The organism is Mycobacterium sp. 1164985.4, assembly GCF_001668575.1.
Classification (GTDB): Bacteria; Actinomycetota; Actinomycetes; order Mycobacteriales; family Mycobacteriaceae; genus Mycobacterium.
Map to the genome: position 1 here is coordinate 40,081 of NZ_LZMD01000058.1, position 15,699 is coordinate 55,779.

The 15,699-nt window shown below is 67.2% G+C and carries 16 protein-coding genes; 6 read left to right on the top strand and 10 right to left on the bottom strand.

All coding sequences use genetic code 11. The features are described 5' to 3' along the window. Window positions 1-2: 2 nt before the first annotated feature. The 6 genes from A5650_RS10010 to A5650_RS10035 are packed head-to-tail and all read right to left on the bottom strand — an operon-like array spanning window position 3 to window position 5,748. On the bottom strand, window positions 3-797 hold the full coding sequence (locus A5650_RS10010; RefSeq protein ID WP_067289875.1) for an NAD(P)-dependent oxidoreductase: 795 nt from the start codon (window positions 795-797) through the stop codon (window positions 3-5). Beyond that, the gene (locus A5650_RS10015; protein WP_067289877.1) at window positions 794-1,612 is read right to left on the bottom strand and encodes an NAD(P)-dependent oxidoreductase; all 819 of its coding nucleotides are present in this window, start codon (window positions 1,610-1,612) and stop codon (window positions 794-796) included. The genes A5650_RS10010 and A5650_RS10015 overlap by 4 nt, the downstream gene beginning before the upstream one ends. Further along, window positions 1,612-2,454 (bottom strand): alpha/beta hydrolase, encoded by an 843-nt coding sequence (locus A5650_RS10020; RefSeq protein ID WP_082950701.1) that lies wholly within the window; start codon window positions 2,452-2,454, stop codon window positions 1,612-1,614. The genes A5650_RS10015 and A5650_RS10020 overlap by 1 nt, the downstream gene beginning before the upstream one ends. A 44-nt stretch (window positions 2,455-2,498) precedes the next feature. Beyond that, window positions 2,499-4,142, bottom strand: a complete 1,644-nt coding sequence (locus tag A5650_RS10025; RefSeq protein WP_067289883.1) for a thiolase C-terminal domain-containing protein — start codon at window positions 4,140-4,142, stop codon at window positions 2,499-2,501. Next, a complete protein-coding gene (locus tag A5650_RS10030) occupies window positions 4,139-4,450 on the bottom strand; it encodes a ferredoxin (protein ID WP_067082878.1) in 312 nt (103 codons plus the stop codon). Before A5650_RS10030 ends, A5650_RS10025 begins: the two co-directional genes overlap by 4 nt. Next, window positions 4,447-5,748 carry an NADH-ubiquinone oxidoreductase-F iron-sulfur binding region domain-containing protein gene (locus A5650_RS10035; protein WP_067289886.1) on the bottom strand — a complete coding sequence of 434 codons (1,302 nt, stop codon included), beginning with the start codon at window positions 5,746-5,748 and terminating at the stop codon, window positions 4,447-4,449. The genes A5650_RS10030 and A5650_RS10035 overlap by 4 nt, the downstream gene beginning before the upstream one ends. A gap of 36 nt (window positions 5,749-5,784) precedes the next feature. On the opposite strand from A5650_RS10035, the gene A5650_RS10040 reads away from it, so the two are divergent. Beyond that, the gene (locus A5650_RS10040; protein ID WP_067289888.1) at window positions 5,785-6,258 is read left to right on the top strand and encodes a hypothetical protein; all 474 of its coding nucleotides are present in this window, start codon (window positions 5,785-5,787) and stop codon (window positions 6,256-6,258) included. 40 nt (window positions 6,259-6,298) lie between these two features. On the opposite strand, the gene A5650_RS10045 is transcribed toward A5650_RS10040, so the two are convergent. The 4 genes from A5650_RS10045 to A5650_RS10060 are packed head-to-tail and all read right to left on the bottom strand — an operon-like array spanning window position 6,299 to window position 9,911. Beyond that, a complete protein-coding gene (locus A5650_RS10045) occupies window positions 6,299-7,207 on the bottom strand; it encodes an alpha/beta fold hydrolase (RefSeq protein WP_067289890.1) in 909 nt (302 codons plus the stop codon). Then, a complete protein-coding gene (locus tag A5650_RS10050; protein WP_067082866.1) occupies window positions 7,204-7,632 on the bottom strand; it encodes a Rieske (2Fe-2S) protein in 429 nt (142 codons plus the stop codon). The genes A5650_RS10045 and A5650_RS10050 overlap by 4 nt, the downstream gene beginning before the upstream one ends. Before the next feature lie 4 nt (window positions 7,633-7,636). Further along, window positions 7,637-8,779 carry an amidohydrolase family protein gene (locus A5650_RS10055; RefSeq protein WP_067289893.1) on the bottom strand — a complete coding sequence of 381 codons (1,143 nt, stop codon included), beginning with the start codon at window positions 8,777-8,779 and terminating at the stop codon, window positions 7,637-7,639. A 37-nt stretch (window positions 8,780-8,816) separates the two neighbouring features. Next, complete coding sequence (locus tag A5650_RS10060; protein ID WP_067289895.1) at window positions 8,817-9,911, bottom strand: amidohydrolase family protein; 1,095 nt, start codon at window positions 9,909-9,911, stop codon at window positions 8,817-8,819. Window positions 9,912-10,191: 280 nt separating this feature from the next. On the opposite strand from A5650_RS10060, the gene A5650_RS10065 reads away from it, so the two are divergent. From A5650_RS10065 to A5650_RS10085, 5 genes are read left to right on the top strand one after another with little or no spacing between them, the layout of a single operon-like run. After that, a complete protein-coding gene (locus A5650_RS10065) occupies window positions 10,192-11,184 on the top strand; it encodes an acyl-CoA dehydrogenase family protein (protein ID WP_067289897.1) in 993 nt (330 codons plus the stop codon). Continuing rightward, window positions 11,184-12,359, top strand: a complete 1,176-nt coding sequence (locus A5650_RS10070) for an acyl-CoA dehydrogenase family protein (protein ID WP_067289899.1) — start codon at window positions 11,184-11,186, stop codon at window positions 12,357-12,359. The genes A5650_RS10065 and A5650_RS10070 overlap by 1 nt, the downstream gene beginning before the upstream one ends. A 1-nt stretch (window position 12,360) precedes the next feature. Beyond that, window positions 12,361-13,587, top strand: a complete 1,227-nt coding sequence (locus A5650_RS10075; RefSeq protein ID WP_082950698.1) for an acetyl-CoA C-acetyltransferase — start codon at window positions 12,361-12,363, stop codon at window positions 13,585-13,587. 1 nt (window position 13,588) lies between these two features. Beyond that, window positions 13,589-14,365, top strand: coding sequence for an enoyl-CoA hydratase/isomerase family protein (locus A5650_RS10080; RefSeq protein ID WP_067289904.1), 777 nt, complete (start codon window positions 13,589-13,591; stop codon window positions 14,363-14,365). A 21-nt stretch (window positions 14,366-14,386) separates the two neighbouring features. Then, window positions 14,387-15,682, top strand: a complete 1,296-nt coding sequence (locus A5650_RS10085) for an acyl-CoA dehydrogenase family protein (RefSeq protein ID WP_067289907.1) — start codon at window positions 14,387-14,389, stop codon at window positions 15,680-15,682. The last annotated feature ends 17 nt before the right edge of the window (window positions 15,683-15,699 follow it).

A 15,699-nucleotide genomic window follows, 5' to 3' on the forward strand; every position in this document is an offset into this window, starting at 1 on the left:
GTTTATGGCCGGATTCCTGCATTTATGACCTCGTCCAGCAGACCGAGGTCGCTGCCCAGTTCACTCGCGGTCTGTCGCACGACGGCGACGTCCTTGCCGATGAACTCGCCGACGTCGGTGACGAACCCTCTGACCGAGCCGCGCCCGGCGATGAACTCGCCGACCCGGCTGGATCCGCTGCCGTGGGTGAGCGACTCGAGCAGGTCGCCCTCGGCAACGCCGAGCCGGGCGCCGAGGTCCACGGCGATCTGCAGCAGCCCGATCTGGGCCGCGAACAGGCTGTTGTTGACCAGCTTGACGGCCTGACCCGCGCCGAGTTCGCCGACGTGCAGGATCGGGTCGCCGTAGCTTGCCAACACCGGACGCACCTTGGCGACCGCCTGGTCGGCGCCGCCGACGAACAGGGTCACCTCACCGGCCGCGATGTTGTGCGGGCCGCCGCTGACCGGCGCGTCGACCACATCGATGTCCGGGAAATCGGCCGCCAGCATGCGCGCGGTGGCCGGGCTGCCGGTCGTATGGATCAGCAGCGCGCCCCCAGGGCGAATGACCGCCGCCAAACCGTCGGTCAGGCACACCTGCCGAACCTGTTCGTCGGTGAACACACAGACGACGACGACGTCGGCATCGTCGGCGACATCGGTAACACGGGCGACGGGTTCTGCGCCGATGTCACGGATCGCTGCGCTCTTGTCATCGGTTCTGGCGAGCGCGCGCACCTGGTGCCCGGACTCCACGAGGCGACGCACCATCGGCGCGCCCATGCGCCCCGCCCCGACGAAGCCGACTCGCGTCACCGCGGGTGATCCATGTTCTCCAGCGCCGTATCGGCCACCGTGAACACCGAACCCTCCGGCACCGACGCGGTGGCCGCGATGCTGGCCGCATGCCGAACGTCCTTCTGCAGCAACGCGCCTGCGATCGGTGCGAGTCCCTCGACCGTGCCGCCGAACACCGCAATGCTGCCCAGCGCCTTGCTGGTGGCCGAGCCGCCGTTGAGCACCTCGGCCAGGCGCACACGCGGAATGCCCAGCGACTCACCGAGATCGAGTGTGCTCAGTGCACTGCCCAGGTTGGCGGTGAACAGCAGGTTGTTGAGGATCTTGGTGACCTGCCCGCTGCCCAGCGGGCCGAGGTGCACGATCGGATCGGCGTAGGTCGCGAACACCGGGCGGCAGCGTTCGACCACATCCTCCTCGCCGCCCACCATCACCAGCAGTTTGCCTTCCTCGACGGCGGGCCCGCCACCGCTGACCGGTGCATCGATGACCGAAAGGCCCTGTTTGGCAGCGACTTCGGCGATCTCCTTACACGTGTCGGGGTGCACGGTGCTGTGAATGGCGATGACGCCGCCGGAGGCCAGGCCGGCGAGCACACCGGACTCACCGTTGAGCACCTCGTGCACGTCGTCGTCGCCGACCACACAGAGGCAGACCAGATCGCTGGCCGCGGCCAACTCCGCAGGCGTGCCCGCGGTCTTGGCGGCCGTGCCTGCGTACGGTTCGAGGCTGGCCGTCCGTCGAGCCCACAGTGTGGTCTCGAAACCGCCTTCGACGATCCGGCGGGCCATCGGCCCGCCCTGGCTGCCCAGCCCGATGAATCCGACGCGCATCAATCCGCCTCCACTTTCTGCTCGGCCTCCTGAATTTCGACGCAATCCGCGGCGAACGTCAGCACGCGGTCGTGGTACTCCGCGGCCGCGAACGACAGCGACAGGTTGTGACCGGCGCCGGCCTGTTCGTTGAGTACGAAGCGGGGCGACGCGGTGAACGCCGCCGCGACGTCGGCCAGCGCCTCGGGGTCGGTTCGCCACACCCGCTCGTGTTCGGCGACGGTGAACTGCACCGGCACCTCGACCCGGGCCGCCAGCGCCGGGAAGTCCCGCCGCGGCCAGTTTTTCGTCACGTCCGACTCGTACGGCGCGCCCGTCGACGAGTTCGTGATGCCGGAGAGCACCTCGGGTGGATATGCATCCGCGGGCTCCCACAGCAGTTCGCGCAGTCCCACCGGCCGGCGGGTGGCCGTCGTCGTCTTGAGGATCTCGGCGGCGGCGTCCGCGTACCGCAGACCGGTCCCTGCGAGGCCGAGACCGAGCACGCGGGCCTCTGCGGCCCGGTCACTAGCGGCCATGCGCACCGCAAGCTCGCAGCCCGCGGAGTGGCCGAGCAAAAACAACCCTGCGCCACGGGGACTTTGACCGAGCACCTTGTCGACGGCCCCGAAGGCGAGCGCGACCCGCTGGTCGGGCTCGTGCATCGCATCCGGATACGGCGCCGAACTGCCGTACCCGGGGCGATCCAACGCCACCACGGTGATCCCTCGGCTCGGGCCGGTGCGCAGCAACGACAGCTGGGGATGGCCCGGGCAGTCGAAATACGCTGCCGTGCTGGCCCCGCCATGAAACGCGACGACGACGGCCCTCGGGTCGTCAGCCTCGGCGATGAGGCCCGACATGGGAACGCCGTCGACGAGGACGACGCGGGGTCGCGCGGCGGTGCTCACCCGTCCGTCCGCATCAGAATGGCCCCGCTCGGGGTGAGGCCGCCGCTGCTGACCACCGCGACCTTGGCCTCTTTGACCTGCCGCTCGCCCGCGTCGCCGCGCAACTGGCTGACCGCCTCGTGGATCAGGCCCATCCCGTGCGTGCGGCCATGCGACAGCTGACCGCCGTGGGTGTTCAGCGGAATCAACCCGTCGCGGGCGATGGCCTTGCCGCCGTCGAGGAAGTCCTTGGCCTCGCCGATCCCGCAGAACCCGAGGGCCTCCAACCACGACAGGCAGTTGAACGAGAAGCCGTCGTACAACTCGGCGACGTCGACGTCTTTGGGTCGCAACGACGTTCGGGTCCACAGGTGTGCCGCCTGACCGAGCACCTGGGGTTCGTAGGTCAGCGTGCTCTGGTCCCAGTCGGTGCGTTCGACGATCTGCGTGCCGACGGCCTCGAACAACACCGGCTTGTGCGGCATGTCTTTGGCGGTCTCGACTGCGGAGACGATGACCGCGACGGCGCCATCGCATGGGACGTCGCAGTCGTACAGGCCGAACGGTGTGGTGATCATCCGCGCGTTCAGGTAGTCGTCCATCGTCATGGGATCGCGGTAGATGGCGGTGGGGTTCAGCGCCGCGTTCGCCCGCTGGTTCAGCGCGATCCAGCCGAGCGTCTCACGGGTAGTGCCGTAGCGCTCGAAGTGGCGCTGAGCGTTCAGCGCCAGCGTGTGCGCTGCCGACATCGCGCCGAAGGGCATCTGCCAGCTCGACGTTCGGGCGCCACCCGGCGGTGATGCCTTGCCCTCCTTCATCAGCTGCTGGAACGTCGCCTCCCACAACGTGCGGAAGCACAGCACGTGACGGGCCATACCGGTGGCGACGGCCATCATCGCGGCGATGACCGAGCCGCCGGGGCCGAACGTGTCCATGCCGCCGTTGATCCACACCGGACGCAGGCCGAGGGCGCCCTCGAGTGCGGCCACGCCGCCTTCGCCCATGCCCGCGACATCCAACCCGGGGTAGGTTGACAACCCGTCGATGTCGTCGAACGTCAACCCCGCATCAGCGACCGCGGCCTCGCACGCTTCGATGGTCAGCGACAGCGGCGGCACCATCAGCCGGCGGCCCAGCCGCGAGGCCCCGATGCCGGTGATCGCCGAGTGCTCCTCGAACCGCTGACGGGTCAGCGGTTGACTCACGTGACGACCGAAGTCCTGCGGCGCGATCTCGTCTTCGGCCACCGGACCGCTTTGCCCGTCGGCGCCGGGTTTGAAGACCGGCAGCCAGACGTCGTCGATCTGCTGAAAGGTGACCTCGACGAACTGGCCGAGCTTCAGGTCGTCGGAGTCGCAGTCAACGATGTTGGTGGTCAACCGAACTCGCGGATCCTCCACGATGGCCACCTGTGCCACCACATAGGGCGGCGGCAGGTCCGGAAAGCCGAACCGGTGGTTGACGGTGAACGCCGACAGCGTCGCCTTACCGGAGACGTCACGGACGCCCATGTTGCGTCCCCGGCAATAGCGACACACCGGTTGCGGCGGGTGGATCAGCGATTCACAGTCGCGGCATTCCTGGATGCGCAGCACGCCGTCGGCGCCGGCGGTCCAGAAGAACTCGTTGAGTACCGTCAGCTCAGGTAGTGGTCTGGTCACCGCACGAATCCCGAGATCGCCTCGCTGCCATCGGTATTGGGATCGGGCTCGGGTACCTCATGCGCCTCCTGGTGCACGGCGTTGTCGCCGGACGGCCGGTGTTCGCCCATGTAGATGATCGCGTGCACCGGGCAGTCCAGCAGCGCGCGCATCACCGCGTCCCTGTCCTTCTCGGGGACCGTTCCATCGCCGATCAGGGACGCGTAACCCCAGTCGTCGAGCGAGAAGTACTCGGGGGCGTGTTTGGCGCAGATCCCGAAGCCGTCACACAGCGTCCGGTCGAGCCGGATTCGCAAGCCGTCACTCATGATCGAGCCACTGCCTCCACTTCGTAAGGTCGCACGGCGGCGAACGCGCCGGTGCTACAGGCCGCGCAGTCGTTGGCGAGGTGGCGAGCCACCACCTGGGGGAATTGCCGCAGCAGGCTCGCCGCGACGCTGGTGGCGCCATCGAGGGTGCCGCAGGCGCCGCGACCGCGAAGCACCACCGACCAGCGTTCGAGCCGGGTGACGTCCTCCTGGGTGGCCACACCGTCGCGCAGCGCCGAGGTCACCGCGGCCATCGCGGCCGTGCCGTTGAAGCAGGACCCGCACTGGCCGGCGTTCTCCCGGTCGAAGTACGACATCACCGCCGCGGCCACCGCGACGGGGCAGTCGTCGGTGAGGATCGAGATCGCCCCACACCCGAGACCGCTGCCGAGCCGTCGGACCGACTCGTGATCGAGCGTCGCATCGAGGATGTCGGTGTTGACCAACCCCGCGAAGTAGCCACCCATCAAGACGCCCGTCACCGCCTCCTTGGTCAGCCCATGTACCTGCAGGAGTTCGGAAAATGCTGCGCCATGCGGAATTTCGTACAGCGCCGCAGGACGGCCGCCGCCGGTGATGGTCGCCAGGAACGTACCGGGCGACATCGGCGTGCCGACCGACCGGAACTTCTCGGCGCCGTGTTCGTGGATGTAGGGCAGGTTGGCCAGCGTCTCGACGTTGCTGACCATCGTCGGCAGCCCGTCGACGCCCTCCTCGAAGGGGCGCGGGGGTTTGTCGGTGGGTTTGGCGGGGCCGCCGTTGATGCGCCGGACCGCGGCGGTCTCCTCGCCTGCGACGTAGCCGGGTTCGACTGTGACGAGGGTGATCTCGGTGCCGCCGAAGGCCTCCGCAGGTACCTCGCTCAACGCTGCGCTGACAGCGGTCGCCGCCTGGTCGTCGGAGACGTAGACGTAAGCCCGTCGGGCAGCGGCGACAGCCGTCGCCAGGCGCAGACCGTCGAGCACGAGATGGGGCCGGTTGCGCAGCAGCCAACGATCCTTGACCGAGGCGGGTTCACCCTCCTCGCCGTTGGCCACGACGACGGTTTCCGAGCCGCGCCGGTTGGCGTTGTGCACGGTGCGCAGCTTGGTGCCGATCGGGAACGCGGCGCCGCCACGGCCCAGCAGACCCGACAGGTCGACCTGTTCCAGCAGCGCATCGGCGTCGATCAACGGGCGGTAGCCGCCCGTGCCGGTGTACTCGGCATAGTCCTCGCTGCCGGCCTCCGACGGGCGTAACAGCCGCGGTGCGCAATCCGGCCAGGCGGTCACCGCGAGTTCGGTGGCGGTAGAGGTCATGGCTGGTCCTTCCGGCCCGCGGATAGGCTGACGGACATGAGGACTGCGGTCGTGCGCGTCGGTGTCGACAAGGCGGGCGAGCTCGCGCCTGCCCAGCTCGAGGACGGCATGGCTCGGCTCCGCGAGTCTGCGGCCACCCACGGGATCGAGGTGGTGGCCAACAACCTGCCCGCGATGCCGGCGCAACGCCGCGAGGTCGAGTTGTTGATCGCCGGGGACGATCCCGACGAACTCCGTCGCGTCGCGATCGAGCTGTGCAGGAAGGCATTCGGCACCACGCCCGTGCCCGGAGTGGTGACGTTCATCAGCCGCGGCACCGACGACGACGCCCACGGCGTGCTGGCCGGCCTCGGGCTCACCGGCGAGATCGAACGCAAATCCGGCGACGACGGCTGGGACGTGGTGTACGTGACGCTGCGCAGAGCCGACCTCGAACGCGTGCCCGAGAGCCGGGTCCACACCGCGCTGGAGGCCTCGCTCAACTGCGAGGTCCACATCCGCATCACCTGAGCCGGAGCGAGGGACCACGCGATCGCCGGGGAGCCGTCCATCAACTGTCCAGGAACTTCAGGATCGCGGGCGCGGCCTGCACCCACGTATCGAACATGTTGAACCGCTTGATCTTCCCGGAAGCGCGTGCCTCGCCGGCGCGCTCCCACGCGTCCTCGGGCCAGGGTGGATCGATCAGTTGCGAACCCTTGATCAGGCAGCTGACCTCCAGCGAGGTTCGCTTCGGGTGGTCCAGATCGTTCTCACCACCGCGGATGATCAGCGTCGGGACATTGATGTTGTCGAACATCTCGTCCTCGACACCGGGGATGGTCTGGCCGGGTTTCGGCACGAACGCGTTGAGCCAACGCAGCATCAGCTTGAGGAACGCGTCGGGGTCCTGGCTGAGGATCCGTTCGCGGTTGGCGGGATTCTCCTCGATGCGCTGCTTCCACTCGTCGACCGCGGCGACCGCCTTCATCCCCGCACCGCGCACGGCCAGGATGCTGGGCACGATGTAGTACGAGCCCAGCACGAATGAGCCGTAGACGCCGCCGACGATGTTCCACACCACCAGCTTTCGCGCGATCTCCGGGTACAGCATGGTGGTCAGCATCGAGTCGCGGGCACCACCGGATCCGCCGGCGATGATGCACGGACCGATGTCGAGCCCGGTGATCAACGCGTGCAGCGTCTCGGCGCGCATATGCGATTCGCTCTGGCCGTAGAACTGCACGTCGGACTTGCCGCAGTTCGGCCGGTCCCACAGCAGGACCCGGTATCCGCCCTTGACGAGTTCCTGTGCCAGCGGTCGAAGGCCGTCGATGTCCTTGCTGAACCGCCCGCCCGGCGTCAACGCGATGAAATCGCCTTCCTTGCCGAGGATCTCGTAGACGACGTCGCCGCCGTTGATCTCCATCGTCTTCTCGCCCCGCTTGAGCTTGGGGCCGAGCTTCTCCGGCGCGCTCATGCCTGCACCAACACCTCGTTGCCGACCACCCGTACGGGGTAGGTCCGGATCGACCACTCCGGCTTGACCGCCGTCGTGCCGGTGGCCAGTTCGAAACCCCACTGGTGCCACGGGCAGTAGATGTACTCCATATCGCGAACCATCACCGAGTCACCGGGGACGCTTTCGTCGACGATCGTGCGGCCGCGGGCCCGCCCGGAGCACAGAGGCCCACCCTCGTGCGGGCAGTAGTTGGCGATCGCGTAGAACGTGCCGTTGACGTTGTACACCCCGACGCCGTGGCGTCCGATCGGCACGAGTTTATGCTTACCCGGCGGGATTTCGTCGACCGTGGCCACCACGTGTTCACGCCCCTGGGCCAGGCGGGGCGTCTTTTGCTCTTCGGTTATTTCTCTGCTCGCTTCGCTCGTGCTCTCCGTGCTCATCTACTCAGAACACCCGCACCTGGCCCTCGAGGGCCGGAACCGTGTCGGGAAGGTGGTAGGTCGCGATGCCGTTGCGGAACATCACCGCTTCTCGGGCGTGCTCGGGCAGATGCTTGACCAGCCAGCGCGGGTCGTCAAACGTCCAGTGCGGGTAGTCCGACGAGTACAGCAGGATCTTCTCGCACTCCATCCACTCGAACGCACGCGAGAGTTCCGTCTTGTCCTCGGGGTAATCCAACGGCTGGGTGGTGAACTTGATGTGGTCCTTGACGTACTCGGACGGTTTGCGCTTGATGTCCACCCACGACTTGCGGGCCTCGTAGATGGCGTCCATCCGCCACATCAACGGCAGGATCCATGTGAAAGCGTGCTCCACCAATACGATTCGCAATGTCGGGAACCGATCGAAGAGGCCGTCGAAGATCATGCTCATCACCTGGTTCGCCGCCAGCAGCGAGTAGGTGACCATGAAATCGTGGTTGTAGCTGGGGAATCCGACCGGTGGGATCGGCAGCTCCTCGTGGTGGCTTCGCGACAGGTGACAGCTGACCGTGATGTCGTTCTTGGTCGCCGCCTCCCAGATCGGGTTGTACTTCGGGTCACCCCACGCCGGGCGGGGCTCGGCCTTGATCAGGATCTGGCCCATGTAGGGATGGCCCGCCCAGCGCTCGATCTCGCGAGCCGAATCCTCCGGCGCCTCGATGGCCACGCAGATCGATCCGCGCCACCGCTCGTGCCAGTTGTTCTTGCTGTCCAGCCAGTGGTTGGCCTGCCAGTCGTTGAGCGCGACGCTCATCGCGTGGTTGACCTCGGGGAAGCGGGCCGGATACGCGGCGGGCTCGAGGATGGCGATGTCGGCGCCCGCCTCCATGATCAGCTGCTTGAACGCCAGATCCGGATCACTGCCCGCGAAGTTGCCGTCCGACGGGAACGTATCGACCCGCATGGCGTAGGCGTGCGCGTAGTCCGGCGCGTCGTAGTAGATCTGGTCGCCGATTCGCCGGGTCAGGAAGTACTTGCTGCGCCACGGTTCCGGGATGTATGGCGTCAACTCGCCGGCTCGGGGCGTCGGATGGACGTCGGAGTCGACGCAGCGCACCGCGACGCGCTCGGCCGCCGGCTTCCGCTCTGTCACTGTCACCGTCATCGTGGTCTCCTGCCTTTCGAAAGCTTGCCGGCCCTGATCACTGTGCGCCGACCCCGGCCCCGACGTCGATGCCGTAGAGCTCGGCGGCATTGCGCCAGCACAGTTTCTCGCGCTGCTCGTCGGTGTACGCGGCGGGCACTGTCAGTTCGTTGAGCTGCCAGTGCGGATAACTCGACCCGTACATCACCATGTCCTCTTTGCCGGTGAAGCTCAACCACTCACCGGCGTAGTCCACATCGCCGGGCCCATCCATCGCACCTTGCACGAAGTACGTGTGACCGGGCAGATAGTCGCTGGGCATCCGCGGCGCCCACGGCGTCTGCTCCAGATGCGGGCGCCCGAAGCAGTCCATCCGCCAGATGAACGGGGTCAGCAGGTCGGCCGCACCGTCGGCCCAGACGAACTTCAGCGTGGGCATCCGTTCGAATACCCCTTCGACGATGAGGTTCATCAGGTGATACAGGTAGTTCAGCGCCATAAAGCTGACGTAGTTCTCGTACGTCCTCGGCACGCCGGACGGCGTCGGCGCGAACTGGATCCCCGCACCTACCTCGATGTGCACCGCAACAGGCAGGTTCGCCTCGTTGGCGGCCTCCCACAGGGGCCAGAACTGCGGCTTTCCGTACAGCTCGCGGGACTGCAGCGGCACGCCGATCTGCACCACCCGGGGATGGTCGGCGTACTTCGCGATCTCACGCAAGGAGCCGGGGATGTCATCGGGGTTGATTCGGATGGTCCCACGGAACCGGTCGGCGTACGGGTTGTCCTCGAGCCAGCGGGTCACCATCATCTCGTTGTGCGCCGCTGCGATCGCGGTGCCCAGATGGCGGTCCGGCATGATGCCGCGGGTCATCGGATGCAGGATTGCGACGTCGACGCCGCGCTCGTCGAACAGCTGCTGCCCGACGAACTCGGGGTCCGAGCCGGGGTAGCGGCGGTCGCCGTCGGTGCCGGGGGCGTATTCGCCGCCCGGGGCGCCGTACCAGTCCATCTCGTAGTCGGGGAATCCGCGGCTCTTGAACGGCTCGCGAAGGAAGCTGCGGAAGTCCTTGTTCGACTTGCTGAAGATGTGCACGCTGGCATCGATGACGGGCGTCGTGATACCAGACGGGGTCCCGTCCTGAATCTGCATCACCAAGGCTGTTCCTCCGTGTCATCCGGCCGTCGGCAGGCGCAGAAGAGCGCTGCGCGAGCGCCGAACATATCCCAGTGTAAAGCGTTGTTCTTCAATCGCAAGAATCTAGTTCTCTACGAACTGCTTACTTTTGCGCAGGTCAGGGTGTGTGCTGGTCAACTGCATGACACGCGGACAGCGAAACGCGGTAGTCAGATCACGAGAACGCTTTGACCTAGAATTGAGAATGTTATTCTCGCAGCGACGCGTTGCCCATCTTCGAGGCCCGGGAGGCTTGGTGTTACTGGAGTTCGACGCCGATCAGCGACTCTGGCAGGAGACCGTGCGCGACGCGGTGACCAAACAGTGCCCCGCGTCGCTCATCCGCGGAATCGCCGAGAACGGGGTCGACCCGGCACCCCTGTGGAAGACCTACGTCGACGCCGGGTGGACGGAGCTCGCCGAGGCCGAGAACGCCGTCGAACTGGCGATCGTCCTCGAGGAGTTGGGCCGGGCCACCGACCCCACGCCGTTTCTGGCCACGCTGACGCAGTTCGCGCCGCTGGCCTGTGATCGATTCGATCCGCAGCAGGCCGGCACCGCCGTGTATGACGGTGTCGCCGCCCACCGGGTCGCCGACGGCTGGGTGCTCAACGGCACGGCGCATCACGTCCTCGACGGTGACCGCGCCGAGCGGTTCGCCGTGGTCACCGACGCCGGCGTCTTCATCGTCGACGCCGACCAGGTCACCTCGCGGCGCAGCCCGATTTTCGACCCGGTCCTGCACGTCGCCGAGGTGTCGTTCGTCGACGTCCGCGTGCCCGACACCGTGCGGGTCCCTGCCGACGCCGAACGCGCCCGCCACGTTGCGCTGACGGGTATAGCCATCAGCACGGTCGGCGCGTGCCAGCGCATCCTGGATCTGGTGCTCGAGCACGTCAAGCAACGCCAGCAGTTCGGTGTCGCGATCGGTTCCTTCCAGGCCGTGCAGCACAAGGCCGTCGACATGCATGTGGCCATCGAACGTGCCAGGGCGCTGGCCTATTTCGCCGCGCTGACCATCGCCGAGGACGATTCGCGCCGACGGCTGGCGGCCGCCATGGCCAAGGCCTCGGCGGGGGAGGCACAGGCGATCGTGTTCCGCCATGGGCTGCAACTGTTCGGCGCCATGGGGTTCACGTGGGAGAACGACCTTCAATTCGCGCTGAAGCGGGCCAAGGCCGGCGAACTGCTGCTCGGCGGCGCCGCCGAGCATCGCGCGGTGATCGCAGCGGAGTACAGGACCTTCTGATGCAGCTGACCTTCGATTCCGACGTAGAACAGTTCCGTGCCGAGTTCTCGGCGTTCCTCGACGAGCATCTGCCGCCCGAGTCGCAGACGCTGGAGCGGCCGAAGTCGGTGTCGCACATGCCGCAATGGGCGCGCGACTGGCAGCGGCTGTTGTTCGACAACGGCTGGTTGCTGCCTGCGCAGCCGCCGGAGTTCGGCGGCCGCAATGCGACCGTGCTGCAACAGTTCGTGCACCTCGACGAGCTGTGCCGCCGGCGGATTTACCACAGCTTCAACCCTCAGGGCGTCAACATCGTTGCCGCATCGTTGATCTCGTTCGGTAGCGATGAGCAGAAGCATCGCTGGGCGGTGCCGGTGCTGAAGGGGGAGATGACCGCGTCGCTCGGAATGAGCGAGCCGAGCGCCGGCTCCGATCTGGCCTCGCTGCGCACCCGGGCGGTTCAGGAAGGCGACCACTTCGTCGTCAACGGCCAGAAGGTCTGGACGTCCGGTGCCCACGACGCCGACTTCCTGCTGACGTTCGTGCGCACCGATCCCGATGCGCCCAAGCACAGGGGCATCAGCGTTCTGATCATCCCGACCGACACACCGGGCGTCGTGTGCCGCCCGTTCGCGGACATGACCGGTGAGGAGAACCTCGACTTCAACGAGGTGTTTTTCACCGACGCACGGGTGCCCGCCGAGAACCTCGTCGGCCCGCTCAACGGCGGATGGGGTGTCGCGAACGGTTCGCTCGGGCATGAGCGCACGATGATGTGGCTCGGCTTCGCCGACCGCATCGACAATATGATCGCCGACTTCCGGCCTCGCACCGAGATCGAGCGCGACCAGTACGCCACGACGATCATGGACTACCAGGCGTTGCGAGCGATGGGCTCAGCGGCGTTGTCGCGAGCCGCGCGCGGGGAGATGGACACCGCATCGGTGTCGGTGCTCAAACTGTTCGGGTCCGAAGCCGAGCGTCAGGCCATGGAGAATGCGTTGGCCGCCGCCGGCGCCGACGGGCTGATTCACCCGTCGACCTCGGGACCGTACGCGCATATGAACCTCGACCACTACTTCGCGAGCTGGTTCGAGCGCTATGCGCGCAGCTTCGGCGGCACCATCGCCGGTGGTACGTCGGAGATCCAGCGCAACATCATCGCCACGCAGGTCCTCGGGCTGCCGCGGCGCTGACATGGACGCCTGGATCGTCGACGCGGTACGCACGCCGAGGGGTCGGGGCCGCCAGGACGGCGGCCTGCACGGGATCCACCCGCAGGCGTTGTTCGCCCAGTGCCTGCAAGCACTCTCTGCCAGAACGGGTTTCGACCCGGCCGACGTCGACGACGTGGTCGCGGGCAACGGAATCCTCGCGGGCGAGCACGGCGACGACATCGCACGCCTGGCGGTGCTGCTCGCCAGCTGGCCGGAGACCGTGCCCGGCATGACGCTCAACCGGTTCTGCGGGTCGGGCCAGCAGGCGATCACCGTCGCAGCCTCCGGAGTGGCGGCGGGCGCGCAGGACCTGGTGGTCGCGGGCGGTGTCGAGTCGATGTCGCGGTGGAAGGCCAGCGTCGGTGTGCCGACGATCGACGGCGACAATCCCGCGTTCCGGGAATTACATCCGACTGTTCCGCAGGGCATTTCGGCCGATCTGATCGCGTCGCTGGAGAAGTTCAGCCGCGAGGACGTCGACGCGTACGCCGTCGAGAGCCAGCGGCGTGCCGCCGAAGCGATAGCCGAAGGCCGCTTCGACCGGTCGGTCATCGCGGTCACCGATGCCGCGGGTGAGGTCGCACTCGATACCGACGAACATCCGCGACCCGGCACGACCATGGAGAAGCTGGCCAAGCTGCCGCCGGCGTTCGAGCGGATGGGCGGGGCGCGCGTCGAGGGTGAGTCCGCCACGTTCGACGAGCTCTGCCTCGCCCGGTATCCCGAGTTGACCGCGATCGACCACGTCCACCATGCGGGGAACTCCTCCGGTGTGGTCGACGGCGCCGCGGCGGCCGTCGTCGCGTCCCAACGGTGGCTCGACGCGAACGGCGTTGCCGCGCGGGCGAAGATCCGGTCCACCGCCGCGATCGGCAGCGAGCCGGTCATCATGCTCACCGCGCCGGGACCCGCCGCCCAGCGGTGCCTGGACAAGGCAGGCATGGGCGTCGCCGACATCGACCTGTGGGAGATCAACGAGGCGTTCGCCGCCGTGCCGCTGAAGACCATCCGAGACCTCGACCTCGATCCCGAGCGGGTCAACGTCAACGGCGGGGCGATCGCGCTGGGCCACCCGATCGGGGCGACGGGTGCGATGCTCATCGGCACCGTGCTCGACGAGCTCGAACGCCGCGACCTGACCACCGGACTGGTCACGATGTGCACCGGCGGCGGCATGGGCACCGCCACCATCATCGAGCGGGTCTGACATGACCGAGACATTGGTCGTCGACCGTGACCGCCCGGGCGTGGTTGTCCTGCAACTGAACCGGCCCAAGCAGCTCAACGCGATCAACGAGGTCATGCGCGACGAACTGTCGCTCACCCTCGGCGAGATCGCCGCCGACACATCGGTCAACGCCGTCGTGCTGACCGGCGCGGGGCGGGGGTTCTGCGCCGGCATCGATGTGCGCAACTTCGGATCGCCCATCGAGGCGTCGGCACCGGCGATCGAACGGATGCGGTTCCAGGAGGCGATGGCGGCGCTGCCGCAGGCAATTCGGGCGCTGCCGCAACCAGTCGTCGCCGCCGTGAACGGGCCGTGCGTCGGCGCCGGGCTCGCGCTGTGCCTGGCATCGGACATCCGGATCTGTTCGACCGCCGCTACTTTCGGTAACGCCGCGATCCTGCTCGGGCTCTCGGGCGCCGAGATGGGGATGAGCTACCACCTGCCGCGAATCGTTGGCACCAGCGTCGCTGCGGACTGGATGTTGACCGGTCGCACGGTCAGCGCCGAGGAGGCCGACCGTCGCGGGTTGGTCAGCGAGGTCGTCGCGCCGGAGCGGTTGACCGAGCGCGCGCTCGAGATCGCGGCGACCATCGCCGATTTGTCCCCGCTGGGGGTGCAGTTGACGAAGCGGGCGCTGCAGATCAACACCGACGCCTCGGGTCTCGACGCCGCGATGGAGCTGGAGAACCGCAATCAGGTGCTCAGCCACGCCACCGAAGAGGCCGCGCAACGCCGGCGGAAGTGGTCGGATAGCTGAAAGCGGACGGAAGGACGGACAGTGGCCTGGGATTTCTCGACCGACCCGGAGTGGGCCGAACAGCTGGCGTGGGTGGAGGACTTCGTCCGCAACGAATGCGAACCCATCGATCTGATCGTCAAGGAGTCGCACGATCTCAACGATCCAGTGCGCCAGGCGCTGATCCCGCCGCTGCAGCAGATCGTCAAGGAGCGCGGGTTGTGGGCCACCCACCTGGGCGCGCACCTCGGGGGCCCCGGCTACGGCCAGGTCAAGCTGGCGCTGCTCAACGAGATCCTCGGCCGGTCCGAATGTGCGCCGATCGTGTTCGGTTCGCAGGCACCGGATTCCGGTAATAGCGAGATTCTCGCCCACTACGGCACACCCGAACTCAAGCAACGATATCTCGAACCGCTGCTGGACAACCGGATCGTGTCCTGCTTCTCGATGACCGAACCCCACGGCGGCGCCGATCCGAAGGTGTTCATGACCACCGCCACCCGCGACGGCGACCACTGGGTGATCAAGGGCGAGAAGTGGTATTCGTCGTTCGCCTCGATGGCGTCGTTCATCATCGTGATGGCGATGACCGACCCCGACGCGCCTCCGTACCAACGCTATTCGATGTTCGTCGTGCCCGGCGACACCCCCGGCATCAACGTGCTGCGCGACGTCGGGTTGGGTTATCAACCGATCGGCGGCGGGCGCGAGGGGTATGTCCGCTACGAGAACGTGCGGGTACCCGACGATCACATGCTCGGACCGCGCGGCGGCGCGTTCGTCGTGGCCCAGACCAGGCTCGGCGGCGGGCGGATCCACCACGCCATGCGCACCGTCGGCCTGGTGCGGCGGATCTTCGACATGCTCACCGAACGGGCGGTGTCGCGCTACACCCAGGGGTCGGTGCTGGCCGACAAGCAGATGGTTCAGGAGATGATCGCCGACTCCTGGATGGAGATCGAGGCGTTCCGGCTGATGACCCTGCAGACCGCGTGGAAGATCGACCAGTACAACGACTACAAGGCGGTGCGTGCGGACATCTCGGCGGTCAAGGCGATGATGCAGAAGGTGCTGCATGATGTTTCGGCGCGAGCGCTGCAACTGCACGGGTCGCTCGGCACCTCCCATGAGATGCCGTTCGTGCAGTACCTGACGGAGTCATTCGTGCTCGGGCTGGCCGACGGCCCGACCGAGGTGCACAAGGCGACGCTGGCCCGGTTGCTGCTCAAGGACGTCAAGCCGGCCCCGGACGTGTTCCCCTCCGAACATCTGCTGCGGCTACGCGAAGCCGCCGAAGCCAAGTTCGCCGACAAACTCGCGGGCATTCCGCGGGGCTGACGCGAGGAGGTCCCACA

Coding starts and splice junctions, on each gene's coding strand:
- A5650_RS10015 (WP_067289877.1), bottom strand. CDS start 1,612: ATGCGCGTCGGATTCATCGGGCTGGGCAGCCAGGGCGGGCCGATGGCC.
- A5650_RS10075 (WP_082950698.1), top strand. CDS start 12,361: ATGGACGCCTGGATCGTCGACGCGGTACGCACGCCGAGGGGTCGGGGC.
- A5650_RS10030 (WP_067082878.1), bottom strand. CDS start 4,450: ATGAGTGACGGCTTGCGAATCCGGCTCGACCGGACGCTGTGTGACGGC.
- A5650_RS10055 (WP_067289893.1), bottom strand. CDS start 8,779: ATGACGGTGACAGTGACAGAGCGGAAGCCGGCGGCCGAGCGCGTCGCG.
- A5650_RS10060 (WP_067289895.1), bottom strand. CDS start 9,911: ATGCAGATTCAGGACGGGACCCCGTCTGGTATCACGACGCCCGTCATC.
- A5650_RS10040 (WP_067289888.1), top strand. CDS start 5,785: ATGAGGACTGCGGTCGTGCGCGTCGGTGTCGACAAGGCGGGCGAGCTC.
- A5650_RS10020 (WP_082950701.1), bottom strand. CDS start 2,454: ATGTCGGGCCTCATCGCCGAGGCTGACGACCCGAGGGCCGTCGTCGTC.
- A5650_RS10045 (WP_067289890.1), bottom strand. CDS start 7,207: ATGAGCGCGCCGGAGAAGCTCGGCCCCAAGCTCAAGCGGGGCGAGAAG.
- A5650_RS10035 (WP_067289886.1), bottom strand. CDS start 5,748: ATGACCTCTACCGCCACCGAACTCGCGGTGACCGCCTGGCCGGATTGC.
- A5650_RS10070 (WP_067289899.1), top strand. CDS start 11,184: ATGCAGCTGACCTTCGATTCCGACGTAGAACAGTTCCGTGCCGAGTTC.
- A5650_RS10080 (WP_067289904.1), top strand. CDS start 13,589: ATGACCGAGACATTGGTCGTCGACCGTGACCGCCCGGGCGTGGTTGTC.
- A5650_RS10050 (WP_067082866.1), bottom strand. CDS start 7,632: ATGAGCACGGAGAGCACGAGCGAAGCGAGCAGAGAAATAACCGAAGAG.